The organism is Streptomyces sp. GMY02, assembly GCF_019056675.1.
Classification (GTDB): Bacteria; Actinomycetota; Actinomycetes; order Streptomycetales; family Streptomycetaceae; genus Streptomyces; species Streptomyces odonnellii.
In genome coordinates, this window is record NZ_CP077658.1 from 3,264,879 (window position 1) to 3,281,256 (window position 16,378).

Annotated in this window: 11 protein-coding genes and 1 pseudogene; 4 read left to right on the forward strand and 8 right to left on the reverse strand. The window is 71.6% G+C overall.

What is annotated here, in order from left to right; translation table 11 throughout:
• Positions 1 to 153: 153 nt before the first annotated feature.
• The 3 genes and pseudogenes from KQY30_RS37420 to KQY30_RS13625 form a co-directional block, all read right to left on the reverse strand.
• Positions 154 to 3,536: pseudogene (locus KQY30_RS37420) on the reverse strand (serine/threonine protein kinase).
• Positions 3,537 to 3,832: 296 nt separating this feature from the next.
• The gene (locus KQY30_RS13620; protein ID WP_217307060.1) at positions 3,833 to 5,755 is read right to left on the reverse strand and encodes a serine/threonine-protein kinase; all 1,923 of its coding nucleotides are present in this window, start codon (positions 5,753 to 5,755) and stop codon (positions 3,833 to 3,835) included.
• 254 nt (positions 5,756 to 6,009) lie between these two features.
• Complete coding sequence (locus KQY30_RS13625) at positions 6,010 to 7,716, reverse strand: glycerol-3-phosphate dehydrogenase/oxidase (RefSeq protein ID WP_217307061.1); 1,707 nt, start codon at positions 7,714 to 7,716, stop codon at positions 6,010 to 6,012.
• 309 nt (positions 7,717 to 8,025) lie between these two features.
• Here KQY30_RS13625 and KQY30_RS13630 point away from each other — a divergent pair, with 309 nt between their 5' ends.
• Genes KQY30_RS13630 through KQY30_RS13640 form a run of 3 tightly spaced genes read left to right on the forward strand, consistent with a single transcriptional unit; the run spans position 8,026 to position 9,859 of the window.
• On the forward strand, positions 8,026 to 9,288 hold the full coding sequence (locus KQY30_RS13630) for a nucleotide sugar dehydrogenase (protein WP_217307062.1): 1,263 nt from the start codon (positions 8,026 to 8,028) through the stop codon (positions 9,286 to 9,288).
• Positions 9,289 to 9,344: 56 nt separating this feature from the next.
• Entirely contained in the window at positions 9,345 to 9,545 is a 201-nt protein-coding gene (locus KQY30_RS13635; RefSeq protein WP_217307063.1) for a hypothetical protein, read from the forward strand.
• On the forward strand, positions 9,542 to 9,859 hold the full coding sequence (locus tag KQY30_RS13640; protein WP_302185315.1) for a type II toxin-antitoxin system PemK/MazF family toxin: 318 nt from the start codon (positions 9,542 to 9,544) through the stop codon (positions 9,857 to 9,859). The genes KQY30_RS13635 and KQY30_RS13640 overlap by 4 nt, the downstream gene beginning before the upstream one ends.
• Before the next feature lie 108 nt (positions 9,860 to 9,967).
• Here KQY30_RS13640 and KQY30_RS13645 read toward each other — a convergent pair whose 3' ends face one another.
• The 4 genes from KQY30_RS13645 to KQY30_RS13660 form a co-directional block, all read right to left on the reverse strand.
• A complete protein-coding gene (locus tag KQY30_RS13645) occupies positions 9,968 to 11,092 on the reverse strand; it encodes a GuaB3 family IMP dehydrogenase-related protein (protein WP_046500678.1) in 1,125 nt (374 codons plus the stop codon).
• Between the two features lie 177 nt (positions 11,093 to 11,269).
• The gene (guaB, locus tag KQY30_RS13650) at positions 11,270 to 12,772 is read right to left on the reverse strand and encodes an IMP dehydrogenase (protein ID WP_217307064.1); all 1,503 of its coding nucleotides are present in this window, start codon (positions 12,770 to 12,772) and stop codon (positions 11,270 to 11,272) included.
• A gap of 175 nt (positions 12,773 to 12,947) precedes the next feature.
• Positions 12,948 to 13,523 (reverse strand): sigma-70 family RNA polymerase sigma factor, encoded by a 576-nt coding sequence (locus tag KQY30_RS13655; RefSeq protein ID WP_030351487.1) that lies wholly within the window; start codon positions 13,521 to 13,523, stop codon positions 12,948 to 12,950.
• Between the two features lie 391 nt (positions 13,524 to 13,914).
• Positions 13,915 to 14,526: a response regulator transcription factor gene (locus KQY30_RS13660; RefSeq protein WP_003948568.1), complete on the reverse strand. Its 612-nt coding sequence runs from the start codon at positions 14,524 to 14,526 to the stop codon at positions 13,915 to 13,917.
• A gap of 437 nt (positions 14,527 to 14,963) precedes the next feature.
• On the opposite strand from KQY30_RS13660, the gene KQY30_RS13665 reads away from it, so the two are divergent.
• A complete protein-coding gene (locus tag KQY30_RS13665; protein WP_217307065.1) occupies positions 14,964 to 15,350 on the forward strand; it encodes a WhiB family transcriptional regulator in 387 nt (128 codons plus the stop codon).
• A gap of 97 nt (positions 15,351 to 15,447) precedes the next feature.
• Here KQY30_RS13665 and KQY30_RS13670 read toward each other — a convergent pair whose 3' ends face one another.
• A complete protein-coding gene (locus KQY30_RS13670) occupies positions 15,448 to 16,338 on the reverse strand; it encodes a LysR family transcriptional regulator (protein ID WP_217307066.1) in 891 nt (296 codons plus the stop codon).
• Between the last annotated feature and the right edge of the window lie 40 nt (positions 16,339 to 16,378).

The following is a 16,378-nucleotide window of genomic DNA, read 5'->3' on the forward strand; positions in this document are numbered from 1 at the left end:
GTTCCCTGTGACTGATCCACGTTCCCTGCCCCGTTCCTCGGCACCACAGAGTACGGAGGTGACGGTCGGACACGGAACCTCGGGTGGCGCACGGAAACAGCACTGTGACGCGGGCGGTCCGACCGGGCCGCCCGCGCCCCTGGCCGCGACCGCTCAGCCGGTCACCCGGTAGGCGGTGGTGGCCTGTTGGTAGATCTCGTCGACCTTGTCACGCTGGCTGTCGGGACCGATGACCTGGATGATGTGGTACCGGCCGTCGACAATCATCGCGAGGTTCCGTACGAAGACATCGCGCCCGCTGCTGTCCTGCCAGGTGTACTGGCCCTCGGCCATGGCCTGCCGGCCCACGTCGATCCTGCGCACCCCGGAGGCCGTGGCCCAGGAGGAGTCCCGGAACGGCTGGAGCTCGCGCTCCTTGTCCCGCTGGTACGCCACCGGGTCGCCGCCGTTCTCCGCGACGCTGTCCCGGCCGGGGACCACGATCAGGGTGAAGTCGCCGCCGACATAGCGGACTTGCCCGCTGTCGTTGATGGGCCGGCGCTGCCAGTCCTTGTCGACCCCGATCCGGAAGCCCTCGGAGTCGTCGCGCAGCGCGTATCCCTCGGCGAGTTCGACGGCCGGACCGGTGGCCGGCGGGGCCGAGTCGTCGGGGTCGGAGGGCGCCTCGTCCGTGGGCGTACCGTCCTGGTCCCCGTCGTCCGGGGGCGCCGGCGCGGAGGACGCGCCGGGGGTCGCCTCGCCCACGCTCTGACCCTGCTGACCCGTATCGGCCTTGGGCATGAACATCACGGCGAACACGATCGCCCCGACGACCAGCAGCAGTATCAGCACCAGCAGGACACGGCCCAGGGAACGCGGGCCCCGGCCACCGCCGCCGCCCCGTCCGGAGCCGCCCGCCTGCCCCCGGTCCAGCATGCCCTCCAGCCGGTCGTACGACTCCTCGGACTCGTGCGAGCGCGGGTGCGCGTGGGACTGGACATGGGACTGGGACTGGGCACGGGGCTGGGGGTGGGCACGGGGCTGCTGGTGGCGGGGCTCGGGCGGCTGCTCGGGCTGATACTGGCGCTGCTCGTCGAGCCCGCCGTCGACACCCTTGTCCTTGCGCGGCTCCTTGCCCTTCTTGTGGCGGTGGCGCCCCGCGTCGCCCTTGCGGCCCCAGCGCTTGCGCACCAGTTCGCCGCGGCGGCGCTTTATCGGCAGCTTCGTCTCGTCCGCCGGTATCGGTACGACATCCTGGCCGGCCTCCGGCTCGGGCGCCGACCGGATCAGCGACCGCAGCCAGCCGCGCAGCTCCTCGAAGTCCGGCCGCTCGGTCGGGTCCTGACGCAGCAGCGACTCGACGACGGGACGGAGCGGACCGCACTCCTCGGCGAAGGCGGGCGGCTCGGCGCAGACGAGCTGGACCAGCTCTATGGCGCTTTCCTCGGGGTACGGGGCGTGCCCCTGCACCGCGCGGTAGAGCAGCGCGCCGAGCGCCCAGAGGTCGGTGGCGGGTCCGATGGGCGGCGCGAGCTGCCAGTTCTCATGGACGGGCCCGGCCTGCTCGGGCGCCCACCGCTCGGTGACCGCGCCGACGACGGCGATACGGGCCTGCCGGGCGCGCTCGGCGGCGAGGGGGTGGCGGGCCCGCGATAGGCGGGCACGGCGGCACTCGCCACGACCTCGTCCCACCGCCCGGCCCCGGCACCCTGCCCGGCCACGGCGGGCAGCCGGGCATCCCGCCGGGCGTCGGCCCGCAGTGCGTCACTGGACCCGCCGGGAGCCCAGCCCCCGGATCCGGGCCCGGAGTAGGGGTTCTCACCGCCGCGGGCGACCACGACATCGGCACGGGGCGTCCCGCCGCCGGCGCCGGTCGGCGAGGATGCGGGCCGGCCCGCTGCGTAGGGGTCGCCGGACGGGGGCGTACCCCAACTGCCCTCGGCGGCACGGGGTCCGGGCACCTCGCCGGAGCCAACCGCACCGGAACCACTGGCACCGGAACCACCCGCGCCGGGCGGAAGCGCGGGCGCGTCGGCGCCCGGCCTGGCCGGACCGGGCTCGTCCGGTGCCGTCGACGGGGAGTCCCAGCGGTCGCCCGTGGCCGGGAGGCCGGTCGTCCGGGGCGCTTCGGTCCGGTCCTGGCCGGGGGCCGCGGGCCCCGGCCGGTCCGTACCGCCGCCCTGGGACGGGATGCCCGTCGTGCCCGACACGAAGGGGCCCGGGGAGTTCGGGCCGTACGGGCTGCCGCCCGCGGGGACGGAGCCCGAGGCGTCGTTCCACTGGTTCGGGCCGTCGCGCCAGGTGCCGGCAAGCTGCGCGCGGTACGGCGTGGGCGGGTCGTCGTCCTCGTCGGTGTCCTGGTCCTGCTCCTCGAACGCGCGGGGCTGCGCCCACCAGTCCGGGTCCCGGCCGCCCTCGTGCGGCGGCTCCTGCGGGCCCTGCGGGCCCTGCGGGCTCTCCGGCCCTTGCGGCCCCAGGCCGCCGCCCGTGCCGGGCTCCGGCAGCGGCGGCACCGCGGCGCCGCGCTGGTCCTCGCTGGCACGCGCGGCGGCGCGCGCTCCCGCGCGGTACGCGGCGATCGCTCCGGCGCGCGCGGCCCGGATGTCCCCCGAGGCGGTCCCGCCGGGCAGGGCGGCACGCCCTCCGTACGGAGCGGGTATCCCGGGCGTACCGGTGTGCGGACGCGGCATCGCGCCGGACGTACCGGACGAGGTGCCGTCGCCGTACGGGCTCTCCGCGGCGTGGCCCGTGCCCAGCGCGGGGCGGCCCGGCGCTCCTGGCACCCCTGCCGTCGGCCCCGGGTCGTATCCCAGCGCCCGTGTGGCGTCCTGGGTCTCGGGCCCCGGCAGTCCGTCCGACGGGCCGAACCGCTCGCGCTGCCCGAGCTGTTCCGTACCGCCGGTTCCCTGGCCGGAGACCGACTCGGGTCCCGGGCCGACGCCGGGGGCCGGCCCGTCCGAGTCCGGCGGCTCCGGCACCGGCGCGTATCCGCAGAGCGCCTCCTCCGCCGCGCCGGCCGCGAGCCCGGTCAGCACGACCCGGCCGTCGTCGCAGACGAGCACCGTACGGACGGTGATGTTCCGGTGGGTCCAGCCGTGCGCGTGCACGACCCGCACGGCGGTGAGCACATCGGACGCGATCTCGGCCGCGCGGAACGGATTCAGCGGCTTCTCGGCGAGCAGCGCGGCCAGCGGTCTGGCGGCGACGAGTTCACTGACTATCCACAGCGAGCCGCCGTCCGCGAAGACGTCGAAGACCTGGTCGAGCCGCGGATGGTCCGGGATCTGCGCGGCGCTCTGCGCGGCCTCTATGGCCCGTCGCACCGCCGGATCGCTCGCTCTGCGCGGCGCCCGCCCGGGGACCCGGCGCGGTACGGCGGATCCGTCCGCGTCGACGACCTCGGCCTCCACGACCTCCGGCAACGGCACTTGCCTGACGAGGACTTCCTGCCCGCTGTACGTGTCAAACGCCCGGGTCTCGACGAGTTCGTACTCGTCGGACGGCGGCAGCGGCAGGCGATAGCGGTCGGCCAGCACCCGCCCCGCGTAGTCGTCCACAACGCCTCCCCCACAAACACGCTGTCTCCCGGTCCCGGAGACTCGCGAAACCGCCAATTCCGGTCGTTTACCGGCTCATTGTGGCTGCGTACGGTTCGCGGGTTCTCACGATACGTGGCCGCAGGCGAACATGCCTCAGGGTCGCGGCAACCCGCTGCGGAACGTTTACATCCGGTCCCGGAAAACGGTCACCACAACGGCCTGAATTCCGCGGTCCGTTCAGTCCCTTCGGCCGGTCAGTCCCGGAAGTCCCGACAGGTTCCTGGTCGATCCCCGGGCGGCCCCTCGGCCCCTGGTCAGTCCTTCGGCCGGAACGTCGCGAACGCCGTCTCGCGCAGCGTCCGGCACTCCTGCCCGTCCCACTCGCTCGACCTGCAACTCACCATGATCGAGTAGCCATGCGTCGCGTCGACCTTGAAGCCGCGGTTGAGCACCTTGATCCGCCGGCCGTTCTGATCGCGCTCGAAGCTCCAGTCGGCGACGGTGGGATAGCCCCTGTAGTCGACCTTCTTGATACCGAGAAGCTTGTAGTTGGTGCTGGAGCCGCGGACCGCGGACTCAAGACCCTGCCAGGCGGCCACCGCGTCATCGGTCGGGCTGTCGTTGAAGTCGACCTGGACGCGCGGGAATCCGCCGCTCGCGCTGTATATGCCACCGGAGTTCTGCCCGGCTATGCCGGTTCTCTTGAACCCTTCGGGCATCGCCATCGTGAACCGGAACCGCCCGTCGCTGACCTTGGTGTACCCCGCGGGCAGAGCGCCGCCCCCGCCCTCCTTGCCGCCGGAACCACCGGAGCCACCGGAACCGCCCGAGCCGCCGGAACCACCGGAGTCACCCGACGTGTCGGCGCCCGAACCGGAACCGGAATCCTCGGACTCCTTTCCCGCCGAAGCCGGAGTCTCCCCTTGCCCCTTGCCGTTCTCGGCCGCGCCCTGGTCCGGACCCGTCGCCTTGTCCAAGCCCTTGGCGCCGTCGTCGGCACCGGCCGACGACGCCGTACCGTCCGAACCGTTGTCGGCCGTGTGACTGTCGCCGCCGGTCAGGGCGACGGTCAGGACGGTGGAGATCAGGGCCACCGCGGCAACGATCGCGATGATCACCAGGGTGCGCCGGGGCACCACATCGGTGAGCGACGCCCGCGGCGGCGCGGGCCGCGCGGGATCGGGACGGTGCGCCGCCCCCGCCCCGACAGCCGCCGCACCCGCCCGGTCCGCGCTCGCGTCGCCGGCCGAACGCACCTGTGTCCGGCCGGACTTGTCCTCCACGGGCAGCGGCGGCAGCGGTACGACCCGGGTGGCGTCGGGACCCGGCTCGGGCAGCCCCGGGGCCGGCTCGGGTGCCTCGATGATCTCCTTGAGCAGCGCCCGCGCGCCCGCGTCGTCGAGCCGCTGCGCCGGATCCTTGGCGAGCAGCCCGTAGATGACCTCCTCCAGCGGGCCCGCGTTCTTCGGCGGGTCGAGCGGCTCGGTCATCACCGCGGTCAGGGTGGCGATGGCGGAGCCCTTGTCGTACGGCGGGCAGCCCTCCACCGACGCGTACAGCAGGCCGCCCAGCGACCAGAGGTCGGCGGCGGGCCCCGGCTTGTGGCCGCGGGCGCGCTCCGGCGAGATGTACGAGGGGGCGCCGACGAGCATCCCGGTCGATGTGACCGAGGGGTCGCCCTCGACCTGGGCGATGCCGAAGTCCGTGAGCACCACGCGCCCGTCCTCGGCGATCAGCACATTGGACGGCTTCACATCGCGGTGCAGGATGCCCTCGCGGTGTGCCGAGCGCAGTACGTCGAGGATCGCCAGGCCCACCTCGGCGGCGCGCCTCGGGGTCAGCGTGCCGTCCTCGCGGACCGCCTCGGCGAGCGACTTGCCCTCGATCAGCTCCATGACGATCCAGGGCCGGTCGTCCTCGTCGACGACATCGAAGACCGTGACCGCGCCGTTGTTGCGGATCCGCGCGATCGCCTTGGCCTCGCGCAGGGTTCGCGTGATGAGCCGGCGCTTCTCGTCCTCGTCGATGCTGGAGGGGAAGCGCAGTTCCTTCACCGCGACCGTGCGCCCGAGGGTCTCGTCCAGGGCCCGCCAGACCGTACCCATCCCGCCACGGCCGAGCACCCCGGTGAGCCGGTACCGGCCGGCGAGCAGACGCCCCTCCGGGCTGCCGGCGCTCTTCTCCTTGTCCCGCTGGGGCTCCCGCGCCGTGTCCCGCGACTGCTCCGACTCCGACATGCGTCCCCTCTGCGATCCCTGACCTTGGCCCGCGACTGCCGCCCGCCCGCCCGCGCGGTGCCGTAACGCGCCCTGACAGAGCCTTCATTGTCCCTCACCCCGGGACCGCCGCCGCTCCCGGGTCCTGGGTACATCATGGCCTTGTTCGTACTTGACACAAATGTGCTGGGTGCGCGTGTGCCGGATGGGGACGGAGTGAGTGAAGACACGGCGAGCACGGGTGTTGGCGCATACCCGCCGGTGTTGGCCGGACGTCAGATCGCCACGATGTCCGGTGCGCCGAGCCGGGCCGCGTCCGCCGTCTGGTCGTCCGGCTGCCGCTGAGACTCCCGCTCCGCCTCGACCCTCTTCTCGTAGTACTCCACCTCCCGTTCGATCTTGTCCTTGTCCCAGCCGAGCACCGGCGCCATCAGCTCCGCGCATTCCCGGGCGCTGCGGGTGCCCCGGTCGAAGGTCTCGATGGAGATGCGGGTCCGCCGGGTGAGCACGTCTTCGAGATGGCGCGCTCCTTCGTGCGAGGCCGCGTACACGACCTCGGCGCGCAGATAGTCCTCGGCCCCGCCCAGCGGTTCGCCCAGACCGGGATCGGCGGCGATCATCTCCAGCAGCTCCTCGACCAGCGTCCCGTACCGGTTCAGGAGATGCTCCACGCGCGCCACATGGATACCGGTGCGCGCGGCCATCCTCGCCCGCGCGTTCCACAGGGCGTGATAGCCCTCGGCACCGAGCAGCGGCACATCCTCCGTGACGCACTCCGCCACCCGCAGATCGAGGCCGTGCACCGCCTCGTCCACCGCGTCCTTGGCCATCACCCGGTACGTCGTGTACTTGCCGCCCGCGACGACCACCATGCCGGGCACCGGATGCGCGACGGTGTGCTCGCGCGAGAGCTTGCTGGTGGCGTCCGACTCCCCGGCGAGCAGCGGGCGCAGCCCGGCGTACACCCCCTCGACGTCGTCCCGCGTCAGCGGAACGGACAGCACGGAGTTGACCCGCTCCAGCAGATAGTCGATATCGGCGCTGGAGGCCGCCGGATGGGACTTGTCCAGGTCCCAGTCGGTGTCGGTGGTGCCGACGATCCAGTGGCGGCCCCAGGGGATGACGAACAGCACCGACTTCTCGGTCCGCAGGATCAGCCCGGTCGAGGAGTGGATCCGGTCCTTGGGCACGACGAGATGAATCCCCTTGGAGGCGCGGACATGGAACTGCCCCCGCTCGGCGATCAGCCCCTGGGTGTCGTCCGTCCACACCCCGGTGGCATTGACGATCTGCTTGGCCCGGATCTCGTACTCCCCGCCGGCCTCGACATCCTGCACGCGCGCGCCGACGACCCGCTCGCCCTCCCGCAGAAAGCCGATGACCCGCGCGCCCGAGGCCACTTGGGCGCCATACGTCGCCGCCGTGCGCACCAGCGTCGCCACATAGCGCGCGTCGTCCATCTGCGCGTCGTAGTACTGCAACGCCCCCACCAGCGCGTCCTTCTTCAGACAGGGCGCCACCCGCAGCGCGCGCCGGCGCGAGAGATGACGGTGCACCGGCAGCCCGCGCCCATGCCCCGACGACACCGACATCGCGTCGTACAGCGCGACGCCCGTGCCCGCGTAGAGCCGCTCCCAGCCCTTGTGCTGCAAGGGATACAGAAACGGCACCGGCTTCACGAGATGCGGCGCCAGCTTCTCCAGCAGCAGCCCCCGCTCCTTCAGCGCCTCCCGTACGAGCGCGAAGTCGAGCATCTCCAGATAGCGCAGCCCGCCATGGATCAGCTTGCTGGAACGGCTCGACGTGCCCGCCGCCCAGTCGCGCGCCTCGACCAGCCCGGTCGACAGACCTCTGGTCGCGGCGTCGAGCGCGGTCCCGGCCCCGACCACACCCGCGCCCACCACCAGTACGTCCAGTTCCCGCTCGGCCATCGCCGCGAGCGCCTGGACCCGCTCCGCGGGTCCCAGTGTCGCTGTCCTCACCGCTGCCTCCCGTAGTCCCCCGACTGATCGGGCCCCGTCCGAGCCCCGTCCGATGCGGGCAGGCCCCGACTGATCGGGCTCCCACCATCGATTCTGTCCGCACCACGCGACTTCAGCCACCGGCTGTGGATAACCCCGGTCACACCGGCCGTCACAGGGGAACCGCTCGGTGGAGAAACGGGCGTGCCCGGCCGCGCAATACCACAGAACGGTCATATTTACGCCTAGTCTGACATTGCGCTTCCCCATTCTGTCCACCGGGCTTGCGCTCTCTGTCCACTTCGGCTAAGGGAAGGACGGCCCACCTCCATGCCCGCAGATCTCGCCGTCATCGGACTCGGTCACCTCGGGCTGCCGCTCGCCCAGGCCGCCGCGGCCGCCGGTATCGACACCATCGGCTACGACACCGACCCGCGGCCCGTCGCCGAGCTGGCGGCGGGACATCCGCCCGTCGAGGGCTCGCTCACCGCCTCGGAGATCCGCCGGATGCTCTCGGGGGGCTTCCGGCCGACCACCAACCCGACCGAGCTGGGCCGGGTCCGTACCGCCGTCATCTGCGCCCCCACCCCCCTCGGCGCCGACGGAACCCCGGATCTGAGCGCGGTCGGCGACGCGGCCCGCGCCCTGGCCGCGCGGCTGCGCCCGCACACAACCGTGCTGCTGGAGTCGCCCGCACCGCCCGGCACCACCGAGGGCTTCCTCCGCACCCTCCTCGAAGAGGGCTCGGGCCTGCGCGCCGGGCGCGACTTCCACCTCGCGTACTCCCCCGGCCGGCTCGACCCCGGCAACCGCACCCATGGCTTCGCCAACACCCCCAAGGTGATCGGCGGCCTCACCCCCGCCTGCACCGAATCGGCCGCCACGTTCTACGGGCGGCTGACCGACAAGGTCGTACGGGCGCGCGGCCCGCGCGAGGCCGAGACCGTCAAACTCCTCGAAACCAACTTCCGGCATGTCAACATCGCGCTCGTCAACGAGATGGCCGTGCTCTGCCACGACCTCGGCGTCGACCTCTGGGACGTCATCCGCTGCGCCGAGACCAAGCCCTTCGGCTTCCAGGCGTTCCGGCCGGGACCCGGCGTCGGCGGCCACGGCGTACCCATGGACCCCAGCCATCTGCCGTACGCGGGGAGCACGCCCGGGCATCCGCTGCGCATGGTCGGGCTCGCGCAGGAGATCAACGCACGGATGCCGCGGTACGTCATCCAGCGCTGCGCCGCCCTCCTCAACGAACACGGCAAGTCGGCACGCGGCGCGCGGATCCTGCTCCTCGGCGTCACCTACAAACCGGACCTGGCCGACCAGGAGAGCTCACCGGCCACGGAGATCGCCTGCCGGCTGATGGACCTGGGCGCGACGGTCAGCTATCACGACCCGTACGTCCCGGACTGGCGCGTACGTGAACTCCCCGTGCCCCGCGCGGACTCGCTCTACGAGGCGGCGGCCCAGGCGGACCTGACACTGCTGCTCCAGCACCACCGCACGTACGACCTCCAGGGCCTGGCGGTCAAGGCACAACTCCTGCTGGACACAAGAGGAGCAAGCCCAGCGGGCACAGCACACCGGCTCTGAGCTGCGGGTTGTACATTTGTTGGACAGTTGCCGCACACCAGGCTAGCCTGGACGGCATGGCAGCGACCATAGGGTTCAGGCCCACCGAAGAGGACGAGCGCATCATCCGGACATCGATGCGCGAGGGTGAGCGTACGAGCGATGTCATCCGGCGCGCCCTGCGGCTGCTGGAGCGGGAGTCCTGGCTCGCCCAGGCGCGGACGGACGCCGAGCGGCTGGCCGACGAGGACGTCTCGTCCGACGAGGACGCCTGGTGATCCGCGGCGCCGTCTATCGCGTCGACCTGGGCGACGCGAAGCGCGGGCACGAGCAGCGGGGCAGGCGCTACGGGCTTGTCATGAGCCCGAGTTCGATGCCCTGGAGCGTGGCCACGATCATCCCGACATCCACCAGCGCGCAAGCGGCCGTCTTCCGTCCCGAGCTGGAGATCGCCGGCTCCCTCACCCGCCTGCTCGTCGATCAGATCCGCACCGTAGACGTCGCGTTCATCCACGGAGACCCGGTGCACTTCCTCGACCGGGACGAACTGGCCGAAGTGGAGCACGCGGTCAGCCACTTCCTCGGCCTCTGACGTATACGCGAAAGTGCCCGGACCGGGGCCGTATGCCTGGTCCGGGCACCCTTCCGTACGCACGCGTCCCGTACGCACCCCGTACGCACAGAACCCGCGGCACCGAACTCAGCGGCGGTGCTGGGAGTCCGCCACCGTCACCTCCACCCGCTGGAATTCCTTGAGTTCGCTGTAGCCCGTCGTCGCCATCGCCCGCTTCAGCGCGCCGAAGAAGTTCATCGAGCCGTCCGGGATGTGCGAAGGCCCCGTCAGGACCTCCTCCGTCGTCCCCACGATCCCCAGATCCACCAGCTTGCCGCGCGGCACGTCCTCGTGGACCGCCTCCATGCCCCAGTGGTGCCCCTTGCCCGGCGCGTCCGACGCCCGCGCCAGCGGGGAGCCGATCATCACCGCGTCCGCTCCGCACGCGATCGCCTTGGGCAGGTCGCCGGACCAGCCGACCCCGCCGTCCGCGATGACATGCACGTACCGGCCGCCGGACTCGTCCATGTAGTCCCGGCGGGCCGCCGCCACATCCGCGACGGCCGTGGCCATCGGCACCTGGATGCCCAGCACATTGCGGGTGGTGTGCGCGGCGCCGCCGCCGAAGCCGACCAGCACGCCCGCCGCGCCCGTACGCATCAGATGCAGCGCCGCCGTGTACGTGGCGCAGCCGCCGACGATGACCGGCACATCCAGCTCGTAGATGAACTGCTTCAGGTTCAACGGCTCGGCGGCGCCCGAGACATGCTCCGCGGAGACCGTCGTCCCGCGGATGACGAAGATGTCCACCCCGGCGTCCACCACGGCCTTGGAGAACTGCGCGGTGCGCTGCGGCGAGAGCGCGGCCGCCGTGACCACGCCCGAGTCCCGCACCTCCTTGATGCGCTGCCCGATCAGCTCTTCCTTGACCGGCTCGGCGTAGATCTCCTGGAGCCTGCGGTTGGCGCTCGGCCCGTCGAGACCGGCGATCTCGTCGAGCAGCGGCTGCGGGTCCTCGTACCGGGTCCACAGACCTTCCAGGTTGAGCACACCCAGACCGCCCATCTCACCGATCCGGATGGCGGTCGACGGGGAGACGACCGAGTCCATGGGAGCGGCCAGGAAAGGCAGCTCGAACCGGTAGGCGTCGATCTGCCAGGCGATCGAGACCTCCTTCGGGTCCCGGGTGCGCCGGCTCGGGACGACGGCGATGTCGTCGAAGGCGTACGCCCTGCGGCCGCGCTTGCCGCGCCCGATCTCGATCTCAGTCACGATGTGTGGCCTTTCCCTCTGCGTCTGCGTTGTCCAGTATCCCCGAACCGCCCGGCGCACCCCCGGCGCACCCGCGAGGGGCGGCCCCGGACCGCCGGGACCGCCCCTCGATGTTTGCGCGGTGTGCGTGCGCGCCCAGTCCGTGAGCGCTCAGCCCAGGTCGTCGGCCCTGGACGCTCAGCCCTTGGTGTAGTTCGGTGCCTCGACGGTCATCTGGATGTCGTGCGGGTGGCTCTCCTTGAGCCCCGCCGAGGTGATCCGTACGAACCGGCCGCGCGCCTGGAGCTCGGGCACCGTCCGCCCGCCGACATAGAACATCGACTGCCGCAGCCCGCCGGTGAGCTGGTGGACGACCGCGGAGAGCGGGCCCCGGTAGGGCACCTGGCCCTCGATGCCCTCGGGCACCAGCTTCTCGTCGGACGCCACGCCCTCCTGGAAGTAGCGGTCCTTCGAGTACGAACGCTGCTCGCCGCGGGACTGCATCGCGCCCAGCGAACCCATGCCGCGGTACGACTTGAACTGCTTGCCGTTGATGAACAGCAGTTCACCCGGCGACTCCTCGCACCCCGCGAGCAGCGAGCCCAGCATCACCGTGTCCGCGCCCGCGACCAGCGCCTTGGCGATGTCGCCGCTGTACTGGAGGCCGCCGTCGCCGATGACCGGCACCCCGGCCTCCTTGGCGGCGAGCGAGGCCTCGTAGATCGCGGTGACCTGCGGGACGCCGATCCCGGCGACCACACGCGTCGTACAGATCGAGCCGGGGCCGACCCCGACCTTGATGCCGTCCGCGCCCGAGTCGATCAGCGCCTGGGCACCGTCACGGGTGGCGATATTGCCGCCGATGACATCCACCGAGGAATTGGACTTGATCTTGGCGACCATGTCCCCGACCAGCCGGGAGTGGCCGTGCGCGGTGTCGACGACAATAAAGTCCACACCCGCCTCGATCAGCGCCTGGGCCCGCTCGTACGCGTCGCCCGCGACCCCGACGGCCGCGCCGACCAGCAGCCGGCCGTCCTTGTCCTTGGCCGCGTTCGGGTACTTCTCCGCCTTGACGAAGTCCTTGACCGTGATCAGGCCCTTGAGGACTCCGGCGTCGTCGACCAGCGGCAGCTTCTCGATCTTGTGGCGGCGCAGCAGCTCCATGGCGTCCACACCCGAGATACCGACCTTGCCGGTGACCAGCGGCATCGGTGTCATGACCTCGCGCACCTGGCGCGTACGGTCCGCCTCGAAGGCCATGTCACGGTTGGTGACGATGCCCAGCAGCTTGCCGCCGCGGTCGGTGACCGGGACCCCGCTGATCCGGAACTTGGCGCAGAGCCGGTCGGCCTCGACGAGCGTCGCGTCCGGGTGGACCGTGATCGGGTCGGTCACCATGCCGGACTCGGAGCGCTTCACCAGGTCCACCTGGTTGGCCTGGTCGACGATCGAGAGATTGCGGTGCAGCACCCCGGCGCCGCCCTGCCGCGCCATGGCGATCGCCATCCGGGCCTCGGTGACCTTGTCCATCGCCGCCGAGAGCAGCGGGATGTTCACCTTGACGTTCTTGGAGAGGTACGAGGAGGTGTCGATGACGTCGGGCGACATGTCGGACGCGCCCGGCAGCAGCAGCACGTCGTCGTATGTCAGCCCGAGCGTCGCGAATTTCTCGGGCACTCCGTCGACGTTAGCGGTCATGACACCTTCTCCATATGGCCTTGATCGGTGCGGATGTCCATGCTAACGGGCTTCATGGGCCTCACATTCCACGCCCGTACCGATCCGGACCCCGCCCCGCGCCGATCGGATCGCCGCGAGGCGGCGGGCCGGCCGCCCGTGGACCGCCGGGTGACACCGGCCGGACCGTCCGGGCTCACTGCTCGGCCAGTGCCCGCAGCCTGCTCAGCGCGCGGTGCTGGGCGACCCGGACCGCGCCCGGCGACATCCCCAGCATCTGTCCCGTCTCCTCCGCGGTCAGCCCGACCGCGACCCGCAGCACCAGCAGTTCGCGCTGGTTCTCCGGAAGATTGGCGAGGAGTTTCTTGGCCCACTCGGCGTCGCTGCTGAGCAGCGCCCGCTCCTCGGGCCCCAGGGAGTCGTCGGGGCGCTCGGGCATCTCGTCGGACGGCACGGCCGTGGATCCGGGGTGGCGCATGGCGGCCCGCTGCAGATCGGCGACCTTGTGCCCGGCGATGGCGAAGACGAAGGCCTCGAAGGGTCTGCCGGTGTCGCGGTAGCGCGGCAGCGCCATCAGAACCGCGACACAGACCTCCTGCGCGAGGTCCTCCACGAAGTGCCGTGCGTCGCCGGGCAGCCTGTTCAGCCGCGTACGGCAGTAGCGGAGCGCGAGCGGATGAACACGGGCCAGGAGATCGTGCGTGGCCTGTTCGTCGCCGTCGACGGCACGGTGAACGAGCGCACCGATCACCGTGGTCTCGTCATCGCGCATCGGACCATGGTGCCTTGGCCGCTGCTGATCGGTGGCACCGCGTCCGTAGTTGTGCACCGAAGCGTTATGAGCGGGTGCGGCAGAACTCATCCCCTGCGCCCTCCCCTCGCGCTCGTCCGACTCGTCCCCGAGGAACTCCACACCTCAAGGATGCGGCATCGCGCGGGAAACGGGCGCCCACGGGCGTACGTTGTCCCGCTCCGCCAAGGGCGTGTCCGGCTCGGCCGGGGCCCGGCCCTGCCCGGCTCGGCACCGGATCCGCCCGGTTCCGCCCGGGTCCTGTCCGGCTGGGCCCCGTCCGGCGGGCACGCCCTGGGGCGCGTCGTGTGGATCGGGCCGGACAGGACGTGGACGGGACCCGGCGGCGGGCGGGGAGTGCGGGCCCGCTGCCTCAGCGGACCAGGCCCCAGCGGAAGCCGAGCGCCACCGCGTGCGCGCGGTCCGAGGCGCCGAGCTTCTTGAACAGGCGCCTGGCGTGCGTCTTGACCGTGTCCTCGGAGAGGAACAGCTCACGGCCGATCTCCGCGTTCGACCGGCCGTGGCTCATACCTTCCAGCACCTGGATCTCGCGCGCGGTGAGCGTGGGCGCGGCGCCCATCTCGGCGGAGCGGAGCCGGCGCGGCGCGAGCCGCCAGGTCGGGTCGGCGAGCGCCTGGGTGACGGTGGCGCGCAGTTCGGCGCGCGAGGCGTCCTTGTGCAGATAGCCGCGGGCACCGGCGGCGACCGCGAGCGCGACCCCGTCCAGGTCCTCCGCGACCGTGAGCATGATGATCCGGGCGCCGGGATCGGCCGAGAGCAGCCGCCGGACCGTCTCGACGCCGCCCAGACCGGGCATGCGTACGTCCATCAGAATCAGGTCGGACCGGTCGGCGCCCCAGCGGCGGAGGACTTCCTCCCCGTTGGCCGCGGTCGTCACGCGCTCGACGCCGGGCACGGTCGCGACCGCGCGGCGGAGCGCCTCTCGGGCAAGCGGGGAGTCGTCGCAGACGAGGACGGATGTCATGACCGTCCTCCGCAGCTAGTGCGCGTCACCTTGAGCCTCCAGGCTGGGTACATATCGTCACCTGTGCGATTGACGCCCTCGGACATGTGCCCGAGCGCTCGTTCTCTCAACCGCCTCGCACACTCAACGACGGTCACTCGAAAGAGTTACGGGTCGGACGGTGGAGTTCGGCACTCCCTGTGAGGGGTCGCGCACAGAGGAGAGCGACGGCGCTCTTCCCGGGTTCTCCCGGCTTCACGCAGAGCTAATGCCCCATTTAGCGGCTTTTCTTCACTTTTGCTGGTGTCTGTGGCTAGATTCGCAATGAGTCATATTTACATCTACTTGGATAGTAGATGTACGGTCGTGAGCACCGGTGCGAGTTGCGCGTCGGGCTCGTACCCGGCGTCCACAGCGGCCCGTATCCGCCTCAGCACGGTTTCAAGGGGACATGAGCAATGGCAGATTTCTCCCGCCTTCCCGGACCGAACGCCGATCTGTGGGACTGGCAGCTCCTGGCGGCTTGTCGTGGCGTCGACAGTTCACTCTTCTTCCACCCCGAAGGCGAAAGGGGAGCCGCACGCAGCGCGCGAGAGAACTCGGCGAAAGAGGTGTGCATGCGCTGCCCGGTACGAGCGGAGTGCGCGGCGCACGCGCTGGCGGTGCGCGAACCGTACGGCGTGTGGGGCGGGCTGACCGAGGACGAGCGCGAGGAACTCATGGGGCGAGCCCGCACCCGGCTGATCACGGCGTCGGCCTCGGCCCCCTCGTCGTCGGCCCCCAATTCGGCGCCCCCGTCGGCCAACGGCAGCGGCAGCGGAGCCAACGGCCACTCCGACGATTGACGGAAGCCTGACGAAATCAGCGAAGAAACGTTCCTGCAATCTCGGCTCCCGCTCTCCAGGAGCCCACCGCACTCCTGCCGCTCACGCCCGCGGGGCATCAGCGCGCGGCGGCCAGGACCAGTTGATCCAATGTCGCCGCGACCGCCGGTACGGACGCCAGATCCGGCAGCGTCAGCGCGACGATCTCCCGGCGCACCGACGGCTCGACCGCGAGCGTACGGACCCCCTTGGGGCGTACGGACTCCAGCGCCAGCTCCGGCAGCATCGCCACCCCGAGACCCGCCGCGACCAGCCCGATCACGGCCGGATAGTCGTCCGTGGCGAAATCGATCCGGGGCGTGAACCCCGACTCCTCGCAGGCGTCGACGAGTTGACCACGACAGCGCGGACAGCCCGCGATCCACGGCTCGTCCGCCAGCTCCCCGAGCCGTACCGTCCCCGTGTCCGCGAGCCGGTGCCCGTCGGGGACCACCGCGACGAGCCGGTCCACCAGCAGGGGGCGTACGACCAGGTCGTCCCACTCCCCCGCGGAGCCGCCGTACCGGAACGCCAGCGCCACATCGCAGTCGCCGTCCCGCAGCAGCGCCGCCGAGGCGGGCGGCTCCGCCTCGACGAGCGAGACCCGGGTGCCGGGGTGGGCGGCGCGCAGCGCGGCGAGCGCGGCGGGCACCAGCGTGGAGCTGCCGCTCGGGAACGACACGAGCCTGACCCGGCCCGCCCGCAGCCCCGCGATGGCCGCCATCTCCTCCTCGGCGGCGGTGAGTCCGGCGAGTATGCCCGTCGCGTGCCGTACGAGCACTTCCCCGGCCTCCGTCAGCCGGGTCTCACGGCCGGTACGGACGATCAGCGGGGTGCCCGCGGACGATTCGAGCGTCTTCATCTGCTGGCTGACCGCCGGCTGTGTGCAGCCCAGCTCGCGCGCCGCCGCCGAGAACGAGCCGGTGGCGGCCACGGTGCGCAGTACGCGGAGATGGCGGGCCTCAATCATTTCTTCACCATAAGCGACTCTTTGGGAAGCTGCCAGATAA

Coding starts and splice junctions, on each gene's coding strand:
- KQY30_RS13620 (WP_217307060.1), bottom strand. CDS start 5,755: ATGTCGGAGTCGGAGCAGTCGCGGGACACGGCGCGGGAGCCCCAGCGG.
- KQY30_RS13630 (WP_217307062.1), top strand. CDS start 8,026: ATGCCCGCAGATCTCGCCGTCATCGGACTCGGTCACCTCGGGCTGCCG.
- KQY30_RS13635 (WP_217307063.1), top strand. CDS start 9,345: ATGGCAGCGACCATAGGGTTCAGGCCCACCGAAGAGGACGAGCGCATC.
- guaB (WP_217307064.1), bottom strand. CDS start 12,772: ATGACCGCTAACGTCGACGGAGTGCCCGAGAAATTCGCGACGCTCGGG.
- KQY30_RS13655 (WP_030351487.1), bottom strand. CDS start 13,523: ATGCGCGATGACGAGACCACGGTGATCGGTGCGCTCGTTCACCGTGCC.
- KQY30_RS13660 (WP_003948568.1), bottom strand. CDS start 14,526: ATGACATCCGTCCTCGTCTGCGACGACTCCCCGCTTGCCCGAGAGGCG.
- KQY30_RS13665 (WP_217307065.1), top strand. CDS start 14,964: ATGGCAGATTTCTCCCGCCTTCCCGGACCGAACGCCGATCTGTGGGAC.
- KQY30_RS13670 (WP_217307066.1), bottom strand. CDS start 16,338: ATGATTGAGGCCCGCCATCTCCGCGTACTGCGCACCGTGGCCGCCACC.